This is a genomic window from Massilimicrobiota sp. An142 (assembly GCF_002160725.1).
In the GTDB taxonomy this organism is placed as follows: Bacteria; Bacillota_I; Bacilli_A; order Erysipelotrichales; family Coprobacillaceae; genus Allocoprobacillus; species Allocoprobacillus merdigallinarum.
This window is the reverse complement of record NZ_NFLD01000006.1, coordinates 41235-58623: the sequence shown is the minus strand read 5'-3', so window position 1 is coordinate 58623 and position 17389 is coordinate 41235. Positions and strand designations below refer to the sequence as shown.

Here is a 17389-nt window from a genome sequence, read left to right as displayed (position 1 = left end):
TGAAACTATGAAAACAAATTACCTGAATCTGCTGCCATTGCCATCCAACAAGCTCATGTAATTGATGAACTTCTGAAACATCTTCATGCCAGTATAGAAGATACCCTAGCTTTTGGAGATGCTAAAATTGATATCCCAATGTTAGAATATTGCCACGTTGGTGTAGCCATGGGTAGTGGTGGTGAAGAAATCAAAGCTATGAAATGATAATTATAGTCAATAAGAATGATATAAGATTTTAAGGATTAAGTTAAGATACTGGTTCAATTGAAAATTGGTACCTTTTTGATTATATCAAAATAATTGATTCATCTTACTTTTTTAGATGAACTTATTTTTGATTTGACCCTTTAGTTAATACCCTAGTTTATATATCTTCTTTTTGAGCAATAAACTGTGTCAAATAAAATGGAATACATAATATATCTTTATCTTTAGATACATCTTTTGAGTGAATAATATAGCGATTAAGAATTCTGTCAGAAAATTTAACATAAAATTCATCAATAGAAGTATGAACCTTATAATTTGATGATTTGACTTCAATAGGGCAAATCTTATTTTTCCTAGATAGTATAAAATCAATCTCATAATTTTTCTTTTGCTTAACATTAGAAAAAGTATAATAAAATAATTCATTTCCTGTTGACGTTAATATCTGTGCAACTGCATTTTCATATAAATAGCCTAAATTTGCAGAAAGTTTGTCATTCAATAATTTTTCATAGATAATATTATCTGTAAAGTCTTTATTCTTAAATTGAAGTGTAATAAACAGTCCTGTATCGGCCAGATACAACTTGAATTTGTTTAAATCTTTATATGCAGACAATCCTACATTAGGGTTATTTGCATGATATGCAACACTCACGACCTTAGAATCCTTTAGCTCTGAAATCATACTTAAAATAGAGTTATCAGTCGTTTTATATGAATTCAACACCTTCGTCGTTTGAAATCCTCTGGTGTTCTTGTTTAACTGGGATGGAATTGCTTCAAAAAGCATTGCCAATCTTCCAGTAGAATCAATTTTTCTAAAATCATCCTCATACAAATTTAGAATATCTCTTTTTACCATATCTACTTTTCTAAAATTATTCGTTGTAATGTATTCATTGACAGATTGTGGCATTCTACCTACCAGCATATATAAACGAAAATCACGCATCAACTTTCGATTCAGCCTGTCTCCAAAATTCTTCTTATTATCAAATACGCTTTTCAATAACTTCATAGTAGAATTATCATTCAAAGCCCAAAGAAATTCTTCAAAATCCATTGGATGCATTTGCAGTTTTCTTTCTTCACTTGGAATGAGAATATCTTTCACATTCTTTTTGATTGAAATCAATGAACCAGTTTCAATATAATCATATCTTCCATCCTTTACCAATGTCTTGATTGCTTGTCTTGCATAAGGGCAAAGCTGTACTTCATCAAAAATAATAACAGACTTTCTTTCGATTAAGTCTACTTTATATTGCAATTGAAGTTGAAGAAAAAAATAATTCAAATCAGACATATCATCAAATAACTCTCTAATTTATGCAGAAGCAACAGAAAAATCAATGAGGATATAACTATCATATTCCATCTTTGCAAATTCTTCTACTATAGTTGATTCCCAACACGGCGTGCTCCTTCAATAAGTAGGGCTGTCTTCCCATTTGATTCTCTTTTCCACTCTTTTATTTTTTCATAAATTTTTCGCTTAAACATTGACAAATTCCTCCTATAAATTTATTATGTCCAAAAATCGCAACTAGCTCAATGGCTATATATCCAAAAATCGCAATAAAATTTCTACATAAACCTCCAAAAATCGCACTGATTTTCTCCTGCTAAAAAAGAAATTTGAGTGTTGGATTTTGTCCCTCCTCTCTATTTTTGATAGTGTCGTTAAAAATACGAATTTATTCAATGTAGATAGTTCTTATTATCTTCTAATACATCTTATATATTTTTCTTCAAATCAAGCACATTTCAAGATTAATTCTAAATAGTTTTTCATGAAATATGTTTTCATTAATATAAAAAGGACGCATTTATTAACGTCCTTTGTAAATCTCTATCTTCATAACTCCTCAATTATTTGGTGTGTGATTGACCTCACAATAATATAGATTCCAGTCATTGTATAGCCTTTGTCATTCTAGATGTCCATTTACATTAACTCTACTTTATGACATCTTCTTTTATTGTGCTTTTAAATAATCAATCACTTCATCTAATGAATCAACAATTTTTGTTACTTTTTCAACGAATTGTGGCTCAGGATATTTCATATCAGGGACACAAATCACATCAATATGTCCATCATAAGCCGCTAAAATACCTGCCTCACTATCTTCTAAAACCAAAGCTTCTTCTGGTTTGACATCGAGTTTTTGACATGCTGTTAAAAAGATTTCTGGATGAGGTTTACCATGAGTCACTTCATCACCACAAATGGAATCATCAAAGTATTCCGTTAAGTTCCCATTTTTAAGAATTTCGTCTACACGTGCTCTCCCACTTGATGTTGCCACAATTGTTTTATAATTATTGGCTTTTAAGTATTCTAATAATTCTACTAATCCTTTTTTCTTAGGAACATATTGTCTTAAACTTTCATCAATCCATACATGAACATCATCCCAGACTTCTGTCATAGGAAAGTCTTGACCATAATGGTCAATAAATACCTGACAGATTCCCTGCTTATTTTTACCCAAGCAATTTCTATATAATTCTTCTGTAAAATCATGGTGCCCTAATTGCGCCAATTTTTTTACATATTCATTATATGTCACTCTTTCACTATCAATCATCAAACCATCCATATCAAATATAACTGCTTTTTTCATCTACATTCACTTCCTCTTTTCTTATTCTAGCATATCTTCATATTCAAGAACAAGAAAAGTTATGAACTACTCTGTTTTTAAATGTTTATGCATAAATCTTCTAAATGAGAATGTATTTGTTATTGTTGTGATTAAATCTGAAAGAGGTTCAGCTAACATAACCGCAAAAACACCATCTGATATAAATATTGGTAAGATATAGATGAGTGGTATTAATAAGATAATCTTTCGATAAAAAGCAAAGAAAAATGAAATCTTACCAAATCCAAGTGATGTATATGATTGTTGATAAGTTGAATTCGCTCCCATAATAATGAAACCAAAGATATAAACTCTTAACATACGACTTGCTAATTCAATTAACTCTGGATCATTAGAGAATAACTGTACAAATACTTGTGGTATAAATTCCATCAACAAAACACCTACAATAGAATAAATTAATGATACTTTCATAGCTAAAGAGATAGCTTTTTTAACACGATCATATTGTTTAGCCCCATAATTATAACTGATGATAGGCTGTGTTCCTTGTGCAATACCTTCCATTGGTAACTGGAGAATCTGATTCATAGATAGCATAATTGTCATAGAACTGACTGCTAAATCTCCCCCAAAGAATAAAAGTTGGCGATTAAAGGAAACTTGCAGTATGCCTTCAGTTGCACTCATAAAGAAAGGAGAAAAACCTAAACCTAAGACTCTTTTCATGATATCTAAATCAAATTTAAAATATTCTTTTTTGATTTGGATAGTTGTTTTCTTTCCTAATAAAAACTTCATAACCCAAACACATGAAACAAATTGAGAAATCACAGTTGCAATTGCAGCTCCTGCAACATCCATGTGTAAACCAAAAATAAAGATAGGATCAAGAACAATATTCAAAACACCACCAATAAGTAATGTAAACATTCCATATTTCGCAAAACCCTGTGCATTGATAAAATAATTTAAACCAACACTCAATTGAACAAAGACCGTTCCTAAACAATAAATAGAAAGATAGTCCATAGCATAAGGTAATGTATTCTCACTGGCTCCAAATAACATTAAAATATCTTCACCAAAAATTAACAGGGCTGCCATAATAATAAGTGAAGAAATCACCAAACTAAAGACACAGTTTCCAAGTATCTTTTCAGCAATATCCATTCTCTTTTCACCCATTCTAATAGATGCCAAAGGAGCTCCGCCTCTTCCAAATAAATTGGTAAAAGCTGTAATAATTGTAATAATAGATGTACATAATCCAATCCCTGCAATGGCTAAAGCACCATCAGCTAACTGTCCAATATATATTCTATCTACCATATTATAGATAAGCGTTGCCAGTTGAGCAAGAATAGAGGGGATCGCAAGTGAAAGTAATAATTTTGATATTTTCTCATTTTCCAGTCTTTCATTCATGTTGTCCACCTCCTAAATTATGATAAACCTGTTGTAAAATTTCATGATATTTGACAATATCTTCCTGTGAAATATTCTGATATGCCTGTTCATCAAAAGCATGTTGAATATTTTGAATTTTTTTAACTAACTCATCTGCCTTTTTTTCAACACATAAAATATTCCAACGTCTATTGACAGGATCAGGATTTCTTGTCACTAAACCTCGTTTCACCAACTTTTCAATAGCTAATGAGACATGTCCTTTTGAAATACCACGCACATTGACAATATCTTGTGCATGATTATATTCTGGATTATTTGCTAAAAAAGCCAAGACATCAATTTCAACTTGTGTCATCTGATACTCTTTTAACAATTCATCAAATAATGAATTATACTTTTTAATGATATAAGGGTGCATTCCCAGTGAAAAAAACTTTTGAATTCCCTTTTCTGTTTTGATTTTCATAGTTCTCTCCTTAACTGTTTTATTTTAAACAGTTATATAATAAACCTATTATTCCATACCTGTCAATATCTTTTTAACAAAACACATGCTTTGACTTTTGATATTGAACTTGTTATCGTCAACTTCTACTAAAATTATACATCTATATAGATATCAAGCCATTAGTTCTTATCTAATGGCTTGATGACTTCTCTAGCGAATTCTATATATTCTTTTTCATTGATTCCTATTTGTTTTAGGATATTCTTTTGTTTATTGGTTAATTTATATCTTATATGATACTTCTTATCCGATAACTTTGTTACTCCTAATTTTTCATACTCTCTCAAAACCTTTGGTACTGTATATTCTTTTTTGTTTTTTAGATATAATGGTTTTAATGATTTGTATATTTCATTTCTTATAATGAGTGCTATAAATGATATGAATACTTTACTTTCTAAATGTTCATCCAAATGCACTCTAAATACATCGTTACCCAGGTATATCTTTTCCATTCTAAATACTTTCTCTATTGCATCTCTATCTCTATATATTTCTAAGGCCTGTGATGCACTCATTTTTCGTGATGTGATGATTGCAAAGAATCCTGCTCTATTTATGAGCTCCTTTATCTCCTTGTCTTTTCTTTTATAACTTTGAAAATATCCATTTTCATCAAATTTCAGCCTATAATATTTCTTATATCCCGCTACATCTTCCTGTCTTTTTATGATCTGATTTTTCTTTTCTTCCAGTTGCTGATCTAGTTTATGAAATCTTTGATTAATGATGATCTTTTCCCTTTCAGCAGCGATTCCATCATAATATATATGTATATATTGTTTTTTTCCAGTATGAAACAATTCTTTTTCTATCGTTTTCCCATACAGCTCATAATCTTCCATATAATATTGATATCCTTCTTTTAGTAATGCCACACTTTCTTCTGTCGACTTTGTAATAAATGCTGCATTGCCTTTCGTCATTAGAATATAATCATAATCATACTTTTCAAAATATTTTATATTCTCTATGGAAAAATATCCTCTATCCAATATAAATCCTACATCCTTGCATCCATAGGATTTCGCTCTTTCCACCATTTTTTGACATTCTGTATTGTCTATGATGCTTCCTGGATATATCTCATAAAACATGGGAACTTTATCTGTCTGATTATATCCTATGGATAAATTCACTTGAGGCAGGTCAGGATTATCTTTCGCATGTCCATACTCCGCTAATGTCAGTGACCCTGCAACAGTATTCATATTAGAAGAATCATAGGAAACATAGATACCATCTTTGTTTTGCATGGTCACCCAGGACCTGATAAACAAATCCATCTGGCAAACCGTCAAAGACCCTAACAGTTTTCCAATAGTACTATCAGTAAAGTTAGCTTTATTAAACAAAGAATGACCATAGCCATAATCATCAAAATACTGCATGACATTATTTTCGGACATGATCATATAAGTCGCGATGTCAAGGATCTTATCTGCTTTATCATGAAAAACAGTTTCAAGAAGAGAATATAAGGATAATTGATTAGAAATTTTATCTACAACCAGATGTGGGCCAATGGAAATAAAATCAGCTCTATCCCCAAGTTCATCCAAACCGTTAGAATCAGGAAACAGCTCAAAGTATTTCTTATTGGGAATCAGCATACCATTTTCATCAAGCTTGCCAATAGAAACACGTGATGGAACAGAACGTTTTAATCGAGGCGAATACTTGACACATTGAGTCAGGTAAACATATTGATAACCATTATTCTTGACAATAACAGTTCTATCAGGTCTAGGTACAGGATTATATTTCATATGACATTCCCCCAAATAATAGATGTATATTTATACATCTATTATAACATATACTGTCTAATAAAAAAAGAGAAAAACATCGAAATAATCAATATTTTTCCAATTTCTGTATTATAGATGTATAATTCTAGTAGAAGTTAACGATTTTACATAAAACTGATATTTTTTAAATAGAATGTCTGATATAATACATTATTAAGGAGATGATCACGATGAAATGGAATTCAGAAACAACTGAAAAACTAACAAAAAACGAAAAAAAACTGATAGATTTTATTTTTCAAAATATTCATCAGTTTTCTTCTATGTCAATCCAAGAACTTTCTCAAAAAACACATATATCTCAAGCTACTATTTCTCGCTTACCTAAACATCTAGGCTATCTCAATTTTAAAGATATGAAAATGAGTATGACACAAAAGGTATCCCCTGCCAACAAAATGCATTCAACAGTAACACAAGAACACTCTTTTCCTCATTATTTAATTTTACAAAATCAATATATTGAAAAAACAATTGAACATCTAGATATAGATGAAATTGATACAATTGTTGATCACATCATTGAAGCCAATACAATTTATGTATTTGCTAAAGGAGCAACGATTTGTCTTGCTGATTTACTCTCATTTCGATTACGCAGATTTCAAAAGAAAGTCGTTATCATGCCTTCAAGTGGTTCAGAAATTTTTGAATGTCTTCCAATGATCAAATCAGACGATTTTGTTATTCTCTTTGGATTTTTAAAAACACCTGTAGAAGCACAGATAGTTCTTGAATATTGCCATCAAATCAAATGTCAGACAATGCTGATGTCTAGTCGCTTAATTGATGACGCTAAAAAAATGGCTGACTATAATATTTATGTATATCGTGGCGAAGATCATGAATATCATTCTATGGCTGTTCCTATGGCATGTATTGATGCTTTAGTAATAGAAATTGCTAAAAAAGGTGGTCATTCATATACACAGAGTGTAGAAGATATCTATCAGTTAAAAGAAAACTATAAAATAAAAATACAAAGATAAAATATCTCTGTATCATAATAAAGCAACATAATCGCCACCCAATCGATAGACTTCTTTAAGAAGTCTTTTTTGTAATGTCGCATCTTCAACCTGAATATTTAAACTTTCAGATATTTGGATAGTATATTGTCCTTTGTCGATTTCTTCTCTTAATTGTTTAATACTATGAAAACAACTTTGAAAACATGTCTGAACACAACCATACTGTGTTGCTTGATGTGTATCACTGCCAGAAACAACTGGTTTATGATATCGATGCGCAAACTGATAAATCATATCCTGCATTTTTAATCCATAACATGCTAAATCTTTTCCATTTAGATCAAAGAAATCAAAACATAACAACTGCTTCTGTGATAATTCTGGAATATGTCCTCCCTGACGATAAACATGTGCTCCCCCAAAAATAACATCATATTGACGAACAAGCGTTACTAGCTCATCAAAAGTTAAAAAACTTTCTTTCGCTTTATGTTTTTCCAACTTTTTATTTAACTCAACAATATCATGATATCTTCCAATAACAAGAGTATGTCCTCCCTCTTTAATATCTATTTCCATTCCAAAGAAAATCAATAACCCATCTTTACTCTGACAACAATCACCTACATGCGTATAGTGAGTATATATATAATCATACATTTCTAAAAATGATAACGTATTAAAATGTTCAGTCAGACAAATAGCATCAAGTCCTCTAAGATATGCTTTGTGAAACATTTGATCAGTATATTGTGTAGAAAATGGTAATTTTTTTGCTAATTTACCATGAGTATGAAAATCTATATTCATAAAAACCTCCTAAAACAAAATAGAAATGATAACACATAAAATCATCCATACAATAGAAATTAAAACGAAAATCAAATCATCTTTCTTAAACATTAGTGATGCCATTTTCTTTTTTCTAACAATCTTATTTTCATTTGCATAGCGATATCCTTTTAATTCCAATGCTTCAACTGTTGTTCTTGATCGTTTTGCAGTATTTAACATTAACGGATAGAAAGATAATATAATAATTTTTATCTGGTATATAAAATATTTCACTTTCCCAAGCCATGTTTTTTTTGATGGAGAATGTCCTCTTAAACGATAAGATAACAATATGTTTTGGAATTCTTCCATAAGGATAGGTAATATACGAAATGCATATGAAATACTAAAAGACAATTGATCAGGACAACCAAAATATAGCAATCCTGTTGCTAGACGGTCAGGGTTTAATCCTGAAAAAACAGTAATGGAAGCAAGAGAACAGACAGATACTTTTAATGTCATAACTAATAATGAATATAATGTTGATAAATTTCCACCAAAGAATAGTGCAGCAATAAACAAATATCCTGTTTGACAAAATACACCTAGACAAAATAAAAATAATACAAGTGGTGCAATTTTTGCTAATTTAGTTGTTATCGCAACAAAAACAAACATCCCTAATAAAACAATGAGATCATTTAAAAACCATGGAATCAAACCAAAAAATAAATACCAGCATAATAATGTTCTTGGATCTAATCCTGCAATAACCGTATCATCATTTCCATAAGCATTTTTTAGCACTTGATTACGTAAATAATCAATTGTAAATTTATCTAACAAAGTCTGTGTGATTTTATGCATTATGATTCCTCCTGTTGATAAGCACTCACAAATTCATCAATTTCATAACAGCGAATATTGAGTGCTTCCCCCATTTTAAAGATTTCTGGTGGTTCTATTCCTACCATTTCTCTTACATACTTATCGCTAAAGACTTCATGTCTTTGACCATCCTTGACTATATAACCTGATGATAATACAATGATTCTCTCTGCCCAATCACAGACAAGCTGCATATCATGTGTTGCTATAACAACAGTTTCAACAACATCTTTTAAGATATCTAATGTTCTCATGATCTCTTTTCTAGTTGCAATATCCAAATTGGCAGTAGGTTCATCTAAAAGCAAAATAGATGGTTGCAATGCTACTCCTATTGCAAGTGAGGCTCGACGCATTTGTCCCCCTGATAATAATCGTCCATCTCTTTCTTGAATATCCTGCAAATCGAACAATTCAATTAATTTTTTGGCTCTATCTTTATAATCCTTAATATGTCGTTCTTTCATGGCAAATTCAATATCCCCTCGAATACAATCTTTAATAAACATATCTTCAGGATTTTGATATACAAGTGAAATATGTTTTGATAATTCTTCAGCTGAATAATGTTTTGTCTTTTCTCCACATACATTCACATAGCCAACTTGTGGTTTTAATAATCCTATCATCATCTTCATCAATGAAGACTTTCCAGCACCATTAGAACCTATTAAAGCAATTTTATCCCCTTTATAAATATTAAGATAAAAGTCTTTCATGAGCTGATAAGGTTCACCTTTTACACTTCTAAACTGTAACCCAACATTTACAAATTCTACAACACGTTCATCCTTTTCTTGTACTTTTCTTTCATGAGTACAATCTGTCATATGTTTCTTTTTTGTAAAAATATTCTGTCCTTCTTCTATAGTAATGGGCAATAAAGTATTTGAATCTAGTAAATTCTTTTCCTGCATGATTTTAGCAGCACGTGTAATTTGTGGTGGAAAAATATGACAAGATTCAAGTTCTTCAACTCTTGTCAAAGCTTCTTTGACTGGTTTTTGCCACATAATAGAACCATCCTTCATTAAAATCACATGATGGCAGTATTGGGCAATATATTCTGTATGATGTTCAATAACAATAATTGTTTTGTGATATCTTTCATTTAATTCCTTTAATATTTCATAAATTTCTCTTGCATGTTTAGGATCTAATTGAGCAATGGGTTCATCTAAAATAAGAATTTCTGGTGATAACGCAGTAGAACCTGCTAAAGCTAATAAATGCAATTGTCCCCCAGATAATTGCCAGATATAATCATTTCGTTTTGAATATAAGTCACAAACCTTAAGAATATTCATAACATTGTCTTCATAATTTTCCAATCCATAATTCATACATGCAAAAGAAGCATCTTCATAGACTGTGGGACATACGATCTGATTTTCAAAATCTTGATACACATAACCCACTTTTTTAGCAATTTCACTAATATCCAAAGTTAAAGCATCTTTTCCATCAAAATACAATTTCCCTTGCAGTTCACCCATAATAAAACGTGGAATCAAACCATTTAGAGTTTTACATAAAGTCGATTTGCCACAACCATTGTTTCCAATAATTGCGACAAAATCTCCTTTTTCAATTGTTAAATGAATATTTTTTAATGTTGGCTGCTTTGCTCCTGGATATGTGAATGATAAATCATTGATTTCAATCACATGGCTGCCTCTTTTCTATTTTTAATTTTCAAAAATGCAAGAACAATAACAAGCACTGCAATCACTCCACTGACAATCATAGCTGTGCTATTTCCTGCCCATGCAGCTTCCCAATCAATAATGGCAAGTCCGTTTTCTGCCATAAATTCTCCACCAATTGCAACGACAAAAGCAATAGCACATAATACAAATGTTTTGATTCCCATTTTTTCTCCATCACCCACAACAGTATTTTCATCACGAGGTGCGACACCTAATAATGGTTCAATTTTCCCATAAAGTTTTGGAACTAAATACATACATGGTAATAAAGAAAATAAGATTCCTGAAAATAGAATATCATTTAAACAAGCAAAACCTTCTGTAAAGAATACTGATTCTGGTAAACCTGCAACTGCTTCAAAATCTTCTACAGCAAACTGAACTTTTAAAATATCAACAATGCATCCCAGTGACTGTTGAATAATAACAGCTAAAATAGAAGCGATGGCAACACTCTTGATACTTTTTGGATTTTTAACAAGACGTCCAGCAACATAAATACCAATTGTTAAAGTTAAAAACTTTTCAAGTTCTCCTAAACCACCAAATTGCCCTAACATGATTTCACTAAAAACTAATTCACCAGTAGCTGCACCTAATGCCGCTGACAATGGATCAAATAACATAGCTAAGATGAGTGGAATAAAAATAAAATATTCTACTGATAATTCCACGATACCAATTTGAAAAGATGGTATTAACTCTGTAAATAAAGTTGATAATCCATATAAAGACATACTTAAAACAAAAGTCATTAATTTCTGTGATTGTGTCATTGATTTTTTCATACTCTTTTTCCTCCCTTATCTTAATGACATGAACATCTTAGCATAATTTTAATGTAGCTAAATCAATAACACGTAAAATGAAAGTTAATATTTCATTAAAAATTAAAATGAAACATTTTTTTCTTTATATACTCCAACATGATTTCTTTAGTCACTTTTTTTGACTTTTCTTTAATGAGTTGTTATAGTATGAATGGTGATGAAAATGAATTTATATGATATTGAAGTCTTAGATAGTCATAATCAAAAAATAAAATTATCAAAATATCAGGGACATGTTTTACTCATTGTCAATACGGCTACGGAATGTGAGTTTACAGAACAATATGATCATTTAGAAGATTTATATGAAAAATATCATGAGCAGGGATTTACTATTCTTGATTTTCCATGTAACCAATTTGGTGAACAGGCTCCGGGCACAATGGAAGAAATTATGTCTTTTTGTGCCGATACTTATGGTGTGAGTTTTCCACAATTTGCGAAAATTGATGTGAATGGTCCTCAAGAATCTCCTGTATACACATATTTAAAAGAACATCAAAAACCTGAATTATCCAAACGCATTGAATGGAACTTTACAAAGTTTCTGCTTGATCAAAATGGACATGTTGTTGAAAGATTTGAACCTTTGGTCACACCATATGAAATTGAAGATGAAATCATTAAACTTTTATAAAAAATATCGAATCTACATGATGTAAATTCGATATTTTTTATTCTTGTTGTCCTTTCATATAAGGATTTGTATATAATGAATACACTAATTGTAAACACATCACACACCATATAACGGGTTCACAGAATATAACTGCCATATATTGGAATTGAGGGATAAAAATAAATACAAATATAATTTTTCCTACAAATTCAATAATACTTGATATCAATGGTAATAATTTCTGTCCTAATCCCTGCAATGCATAACGTGTTTGCATCAAAACTCCTAATACTGCATAGAATGGTCCCACAATTGTTAAATAAAGTGTTCCATTATCTAAAACTGCACTTTCACTAGAACCTGAAATTAATTTTACAAGTGATGACCCAAATAATAGAATAATGATAGTCACAATAGCTGCCATAACAACATCATAAATATAAGCATATTTCATCGCTTTTTGAATTCTTTCGCGCTGATTTGCTCCTCTATTTTGTGAGACAAATGTTGAGATTGCAAGCGCCATAGCTGTAAAAGGCATATTAAAGAACATGTAGAGTTTTCTGGCTGCTGTATGTCCTGCAATAATCAGATATCCTAAATTGTTGATTCCATACTGAAGAATGACTGATCCTGCAGAAACAATACTGCTCATAAATCCCATTGAAAAACCTTGTCCTAATAATTCTTTATATAATTCTTTATCGACTACAAAATGTTTTTTTGATGGTAATAAGATCTGTGTCTTTTTGAAAATATAAATAATACATAATATAACTGATACACCTTGAGAAATAACCGTTGCGACAGCTGCTCCTTGAATTCCCATATTGAGTTGTGTAATAAAGAAAATATCTAATACAATATTTAATAAAGACGAAACGATAAGGAAAACAAGTGGCATCACACTATTTCCAATGGCTCTCATTAAACCAGCACAGAGATTATAAGCAAACATAACAACAATGAATAAAACAATAACTGAAATATAACTATATGCTTCCTGAATAATATCTACTGGTGTATTTAATAATTCAAGTAAAGGATGTAAGCATATCATTCCTATTGTTGTTAAAGCGATAGAAACAATCAATCCAATAACAATAGAACTTGCTACTGATTTTTTTAACAGTTCTCGATCTTGTGATCCAAAACTTCTGGCTGTAACAATTGCCAATCCATTACCTATTCCTAATGCAAACCCTACTAACAAGTCATAAATAGATGTACATGATCCAATGGCAGCTAATGATACATCACCTAAATAATTTCCAACAACCATTGTATCGACAGTATTATATAATTGTTGGAACACATTAGAAACAAGTAATGGAAGAGCAAAAGTAATCAATGATTGAAATATAGGTCCATGAATCAGATCAACATCAGCCTGAAAAAAGCTTTTTCTTTTTGCACCTTCCATATGTCTACCTCTATTCAGTCACATTACGATTGATAATTTCTACTAATGTAAAAATTCCATCTTCGTATTCATATTTTAAAATACAGCAGTTATAAAATCTTTCTGTTTTCTTTACTTTTGCATATTCTTCCCATGCACGATAGAACTGAGCACAAGCCCCACCATGAGAAACGGCTAAAACGACTTCATGATCTTCTTTATTCATGATTTCAGTTAATGTCTTTGACATTCTTTCTCTTAATTCCATTTCACCATCTCCACCAAATCCTTTGAAGAAATCTCCATATGGTAAAGGTGGATTCAAACATTCATCTTTTCCTTCAAAAACACCAAAATTCCATTCTTTTAAACCTTTCACTCTTGTATAAGGCATCTGATAATCAGTAACGATTTCTAAAGTATCACAAGCTCTTTCTGATGTAGAAGAATAAGCATGATCAAATGTAATATGATTATTTTTAAAATATTCACCTGCAATCTTTGCTTGTTTAATCCCAAGTTCTGTTAAAGGGGCATCACACCATCCTTGTATCTTGTGTTGAACATTAAATAAAGTTTGTCCATGTCGCATTAAATAAAGTGTTTTTTTCATTTTTCTGTTCCTCCCTGATGATTTGATTTCACTATATCTTTTAATGTGATTTTTGGATGACGATATCTTGCATTTGGATTCTTATCAAACTTCAACGCAATCGCATGAAATGGGCAGTTTTGTACACATGCCAAACAAAAATCACATGTTTTTGACTTTCTTTGAGCTTTTCCATTAACCATTTGAATATTACCAATAGGGCAGACTTGCTCACATATTGTACATCCAGCACACTGATCTGTTATTTGAATTGTTTCTCCATTATTCAATTCAGGATGATCCGTAAATCTTTTTGTCACCATTTGGTAAGCTTCCTGGCTTTCTTTTGTTGGTTGAGGTATATCCTTTTCTTGAGCTTCAAGTCTAGCTTTCGCTTCTTGAATTTGCTCATCTACATGCTTATTGATAGCCATCTGTTCTTCCATATCGAATGAAGGTAAATAATTATCAACCATTTTAATTGTTTGAATAAAATCAACATGTATTCCATGCTCTTTACAAAAGTTTTCACTCCATACACCAGCTACTGTATCTCTATTTCCATAAGTCAATAACATATAAAAATAAGGTGTATCAAATTTGGCTTTTGCTAAAAAACGTCTAACAGTTTGAGGAAGCTCTCCAGCATAAATAGGAGCGACAATCCCAATCTTATCAGCTTTATATCGTAAATCTTCTTTTTTCAATTCCTGTGGAATACTGTAAAGATCTTCTTCAATCTGTCTTGCTAGATATAAACAGTTTCCTGTTGCCGTATAATAAAATATCATGTTTCTACCTTCTTTCCAATGATATTGTAAGCATTTTTACTGTTTTTGTACAATATCAATATGGAAATCTGCTATAATGAAATAGAATAGTGAGGTCCTCATATGATAGAATTAGAACAACTACAACATTTAGTTACATTTCAAGAATGTCAGACATTATCCAAAGCAGCTAAACAGCTTCATATATCACAACCTGTTTTAACACGTTCTATGCAAAAATTAGAAGAAGAGTTAGAAGTCAATTTATTTAACAGAACTAAAAATAAAATTGCTTTTAATGAAACAGGTCTATTAGCTGTTTCTCTAGCAAAACGTATTTTAGATGATACAAAAGATATGAAAAAACAACTTGTAGATTTTGATAGAAAGCTACATACTTTTGCGATTGGTTCATGTGCGCCAGCACCATTATCTTATTTAAGTCGTAAATTTTCACAGTTCTATCCTCAAAGAACATTATTAACAGAAATTAAAGATATGTATATCTTAATCAAAGGTCTAAAGGAAAAAGACTATACAATCATTATCATGCCTTATGACATAGAAAATGAACAGATTGAAAGTATTCCATTTATGGAAGAACAATTATTCTTTTCTTTACCTTTAAACCACCCTTTAGCTCATAAAAAATCCATCTCATTAAAGGAAATGGATGGAGAGAAAATGTTATTAATGTCAAATATTGGTTTTTGGAATGATATGCATAAAAAAACAATGCCCCATACAAAATTTCTGATTCAAAACGATCGTTCTGTTTTCTATGATTTGGTAGAACTGTCTACATTACCTTCATTTACATCTGACTATGTTATGAAAACTGAAATCATGCCTCAAAATAGAGTGATCATCCCTATTTCAGATGCCCAGTCACATGCGACGTTCTACTGCTGGTATCTTAGAGAAAACGAATCTCAATTAAGAACTTTATTATATCATCTATAAAAAAGGATGAAATAGTTCCCAAATAACGGAATTCATTTCATCCTTTTCAATATCATATTTATTTTAACTTATTGTATTCTTCATCACTTACTGGTTCTAACCATTCATTAGAAGCCCCTTCTGCTGGTACAGAAATTGCAATATGAGCAAACCAGCTATCTTTAGCAGCACCATGCCAATGTTTCACTTCTGGAGGAATATCCACAGTATCACCTGGTTTTAATTCTCTAGCAGGTTTCCCCCATTCCTGATACCATCCTCTACCATCAGTAACCAGTAGAATTTGTCCACCTTTATGATGAATATGCCAATTATTGCGACAACCTGGTTCGAATGTGACATGACTTACTGGTAAACTTTCAGCAAGGGGCTGTAAATAACTTTGACCAATAAAATATTGAGCAAACGCTGTATTTTCTTCTCCAACGGGAAATAATGTTTTAACATCTTTCATACTCTTCTAACCTCCTATCTGCTTCTATTATATATCCACCAAACAAAAATATCTAATACCTATTTTTTATTGTCAACAATGCTTAAAAAGCATTAACATTTGGCGACAAACTGATTAAAAATCTCCTGCATTTTTTGATCAGTTTTACACATATCTTCAGGATGAAATTGAACTGCTGTAATCGGTAAAGATATATGTTCAATAGCTTCAATCATCTGATCTTCACTGTATGCGACAGCTTTTAATCCCTTTCCTAATCGATCAATAGCTTGATGATGAAAACTGTTCACATATCCTCTATCTTGAAAGATAGGATATAAAAAACTATTTTCTTGAATGTTTATTGTATGACTTGCACATTCTCTTCTTTCTTTTTGAGAATGTAAAAGTATTTTCTGTGGAGCATAAGATAAATCTTGATAAAGTGTTCCACCAAAAGCTACATTGATGACTTGAAGTCCTCGACATACACCGAAAATAGGTATATTTTTTTGTGTTGCTTTTTTTATCAAGGCAATCTCATATAAATCTCTAGGATAATCTGTTTCACCTAATAAGGGTAATGGATTTTCATGATAGAGTAATGGATTGACATCACAACCACCAATAATCATTAAACCATCAATCATATCTAATTGCATCTCTATATCTTCAATAGGAACAGGCGGCAATAAAACTGGGATTCCTTGTGCTGCAATAATAGCCTGTAAATAATCTTGTTTAATAAAATGTATATATTTATCATTTTGTAGTTCTTCACTACATGTTATTCCAATTCTCTTTTTCATACTTTTCTCCTTTCTTCTTTTATATCAATTCAATATATCATAAAAATCATATCTTATACATAAATA

18 protein-coding genes are annotated in these 17389 nt (G+C 30.9%); 4 read left to right on the top strand and 14 right to left on the bottom strand.

Features of this window, described 5'->3' with window-relative positions:
- Nucleotides 1–36: 36 nt before the first annotated feature.
- On the top strand, nucleotides 37–207 hold the full coding sequence (locus B5E87_RS04105; RefSeq protein WP_087243710.1) for an HAD hydrolase family protein: 171 nt from the start codon (nucleotides 37–39) through the stop codon (nucleotides 205–207).
- Nucleotides 208–367: 160 nt separating this feature from the next.
- Here the strand turns inward: B5E87_RS04105 and B5E87_RS04100 are convergent, their stop codons facing one another.
- From B5E87_RS04100 to B5E87_RS04080, 5 genes are all read right to left on the bottom strand, one after another.
- Nucleotides 368–1486, bottom strand: a complete 1119-nt coding sequence (locus tag B5E87_RS04100) for an ATP-binding protein (protein ID WP_342670394.1) — start codon at nucleotides 1484–1486, stop codon at nucleotides 368–370.
- 709 nt (nucleotides 1487–2195) lie between these two features.
- Entirely contained in the window at nucleotides 2196–2846 is a 651-nt protein-coding gene (locus tag B5E87_RS04095; protein WP_087243661.1) for an HAD family hydrolase, read from the bottom strand.
- Nucleotides 2847–2912: 66 nt separating this feature from the next.
- Entirely contained in the window at nucleotides 2913–4256 is a 1344-nt protein-coding gene (locus tag B5E87_RS04090; RefSeq protein ID WP_087243660.1) for an MATE family efflux transporter, read from the bottom strand.
- Entirely contained in the window at nucleotides 4249–4707 is a 459-nt protein-coding gene (locus B5E87_RS04085) for a MarR family winged helix-turn-helix transcriptional regulator (RefSeq protein ID WP_206080562.1), read from the bottom strand. The genes B5E87_RS04090 and B5E87_RS04085 overlap by 8 nt, the downstream gene beginning before the upstream one ends.
- A gap of 161 nt (nucleotides 4708–4868) precedes the next feature.
- A complete protein-coding gene (locus B5E87_RS04080; protein WP_087243659.1) occupies nucleotides 4869–6518 on the bottom strand; it encodes an IS1634 family transposase in 1650 nt (549 codons plus the stop codon).
- A 212-nt stretch (nucleotides 6519–6730) separates the two neighbouring features.
- Here B5E87_RS04080 and B5E87_RS04075 point away from each other — a divergent pair, with 212 nt between their 5' ends.
- Nucleotides 6731–7549, top strand: coding sequence for a MurR/RpiR family transcriptional regulator (locus B5E87_RS04075; RefSeq protein WP_158093967.1), 819 nt, complete (start codon nucleotides 6731–6733; stop codon nucleotides 7547–7549).
- Nucleotides 7550–7561: 12 nt separating this feature from the next.
- Here the strand turns inward: B5E87_RS04075 and B5E87_RS04070 are convergent, their stop codons facing one another.
- The 4 genes from B5E87_RS04070 to B5E87_RS04055 are packed head-to-tail and all read right to left on the bottom strand — an operon-like array spanning nucleotide 7562 to nucleotide 11693.
- Nucleotides 7562–8341: a PHP-associated domain-containing protein gene (locus B5E87_RS04070; protein WP_087243657.1), complete on the bottom strand. Its 780-nt coding sequence runs from the start codon at nucleotides 8339–8341 to the stop codon at nucleotides 7562–7564.
- A 9-nt stretch (nucleotides 8342–8350) separates the two neighbouring features.
- Nucleotides 8351–9175, bottom strand: coding sequence for an energy-coupling factor transporter transmembrane component T family protein (locus B5E87_RS04065; RefSeq protein ID WP_087243656.1), 825 nt, complete (start codon nucleotides 9173–9175; stop codon nucleotides 8351–8353).
- Nucleotides 9175–10863: an ABC transporter ATP-binding protein gene (locus B5E87_RS04060; protein WP_087243655.1), complete on the bottom strand. Its 1689-nt coding sequence runs from the start codon at nucleotides 10861–10863 to the stop codon at nucleotides 9175–9177. The genes B5E87_RS04065 and B5E87_RS04060 overlap by 1 nt, the downstream gene beginning before the upstream one ends.
- A complete protein-coding gene (locus B5E87_RS04055) occupies nucleotides 10860–11693 on the bottom strand; it encodes a DUF8171 family membrane protein (protein ID WP_087243654.1) in 834 nt (277 codons plus the stop codon). The genes B5E87_RS04060 and B5E87_RS04055 overlap by 4 nt, the downstream gene beginning before the upstream one ends.
- Before the next feature lie 205 nt (nucleotides 11694–11898).
- Between B5E87_RS04055 and B5E87_RS04050 the strand changes: the two genes are divergently transcribed.
- Nucleotides 11899–12372: a glutathione peroxidase gene (locus B5E87_RS04050; protein WP_087243653.1), complete on the top strand. Its 474-nt coding sequence runs from the start codon at nucleotides 11899–11901 to the stop codon at nucleotides 12370–12372.
- 37 nt (nucleotides 12373–12409) lie between these two features.
- Here the strand turns inward: B5E87_RS04050 and B5E87_RS04045 are convergent, their stop codons facing one another.
- Genes B5E87_RS04045 through B5E87_RS04035 form a run of 3 tightly spaced genes read right to left on the bottom strand, consistent with a single transcriptional unit; the run spans nucleotide 12410 to nucleotide 15139 of the window.
- Nucleotides 12410–13777: an MATE family efflux transporter gene (locus B5E87_RS04045; protein WP_087243652.1), complete on the bottom strand. Its 1368-nt coding sequence runs from the start codon at nucleotides 13775–13777 to the stop codon at nucleotides 12410–12412.
- Between the two features lie 10 nt (nucleotides 13778–13787).
- Entirely contained in the window at nucleotides 13788–14369 is a 582-nt protein-coding gene (locus B5E87_RS04040) for a histidine phosphatase family protein (RefSeq protein ID WP_087243651.1), read from the bottom strand.
- On the bottom strand, nucleotides 14366–15139 hold the full coding sequence (locus tag B5E87_RS04035; protein ID WP_087243650.1) for an EFR1 family ferrodoxin: 774 nt from the start codon (nucleotides 15137–15139) through the stop codon (nucleotides 14366–14368). Before B5E87_RS04035 ends, B5E87_RS04040 begins: the two co-directional genes overlap by 4 nt.
- A gap of 102 nt (nucleotides 15140–15241) precedes the next feature.
- Here B5E87_RS04035 and B5E87_RS04030 point away from each other — a divergent pair, with 102 nt between their 5' ends.
- A complete protein-coding gene (locus B5E87_RS04030; protein WP_087243649.1) occupies nucleotides 15242–16081 on the top strand; it encodes a LysR family transcriptional regulator in 840 nt (279 codons plus the stop codon).
- 58 nt (nucleotides 16082–16139) lie between these two features.
- On the opposite strand, the gene B5E87_RS04025 is transcribed toward B5E87_RS04030, so the two are convergent.
- Complete coding sequence (locus B5E87_RS04025) at nucleotides 16140–16535, bottom strand: cupin domain-containing protein (protein WP_087243648.1); 396 nt, start codon at nucleotides 16533–16535, stop codon at nucleotides 16140–16142.
- Nucleotides 16536–16627: 92 nt separating this feature from the next.
- Nucleotides 16628–17323, bottom strand: coding sequence for a gamma-glutamyl-gamma-aminobutyrate hydrolase family protein (locus B5E87_RS04020; RefSeq protein ID WP_087243647.1), 696 nt, complete (start codon nucleotides 17321–17323; stop codon nucleotides 16628–16630).
- Nucleotides 17324–17389: the final 66 nt, after the last annotated feature.

Bases quoted from the DNA above. Each gene is read 5' to 3' on its own strand.
- B5E87_RS04080 (WP_087243659.1), bottom strand. From the start codon at position 6,518: ATGAAATATAATCCTGTACCTAGACCTGATAGAACTGTTATTGTCAAG.
- B5E87_RS04020 (WP_087243647.1), bottom strand. From the start codon at position 17,323: ATGAAAAAGAGAATTGGAATAACATGTAGTGAAGAACTACAAAATGAT.
- B5E87_RS04040 (WP_087243651.1), bottom strand. From the start codon at position 14,369: ATGAAAAAAACACTTTATTTAATGCGACATGGACAAACTTTATTTAAT.
- B5E87_RS04045 (WP_087243652.1), bottom strand. From the start codon at position 13,777: ATGGAAGGTGCAAAAAGAAAAAGCTTTTTTCAGGCTGATGTTGATCTG.
- B5E87_RS04050 (WP_087243653.1), top strand. From the start codon at position 11,899: ATGAATTTATATGATATTGAAGTCTTAGATAGTCATAATCAAAAAATA.
- B5E87_RS04075 (WP_158093967.1), top strand. From the start codon at position 6,731: ATGAAATGGAATTCAGAAACAACTGAAAAACTAACAAAAAACGAAAAA.
- B5E87_RS04090 (WP_087243660.1), bottom strand. From the start codon at position 4,256: ATGAATGAAAGACTGGAAAATGAGAAAATATCAAAATTATTACTTTCA.
- B5E87_RS04065 (WP_087243656.1), bottom strand. From the start codon at position 9,175: ATGCATAAAATCACACAGACTTTGTTAGATAAATTTACAATTGATTAT.
- B5E87_RS04035 (WP_087243650.1), bottom strand. From the start codon at position 15,139: ATGATATTTTATTATACGGCAACAGGAAACTGTTTATATCTAGCAAGA.
- B5E87_RS04095 (WP_087243661.1), bottom strand. From the start codon at position 2,846: ATGAAAAAAGCAGTTATATTTGATATGGATGGTTTGATGATTGATAGT.
- B5E87_RS04025 (WP_087243648.1), bottom strand. From the start codon at position 16,535: ATGAAAGATGTTAAAACATTATTTCCCGTTGGAGAAGAAAATACAGCG.
- B5E87_RS04070 (WP_087243657.1), bottom strand. From the start codon at position 8,341: ATGAATATAGATTTTCATACTCATGGTAAATTAGCAAAAAAATTACCA.
- B5E87_RS04085 (WP_206080562.1), bottom strand. From the start codon at position 4,707: ATGAAAATCAAAACAGAAAAGGGAATTCAAAAGTTTTTTTCACTGGGA.
- B5E87_RS04055 (WP_087243654.1), bottom strand. From the start codon at position 11,693: ATGAAAAAATCAATGACACAATCACAGAAATTAATGACTTTTGTTTTA.
- B5E87_RS04030 (WP_087243649.1), top strand. From the start codon at position 15,242: ATGATAGAATTAGAACAACTACAACATTTAGTTACATTTCAAGAATGT.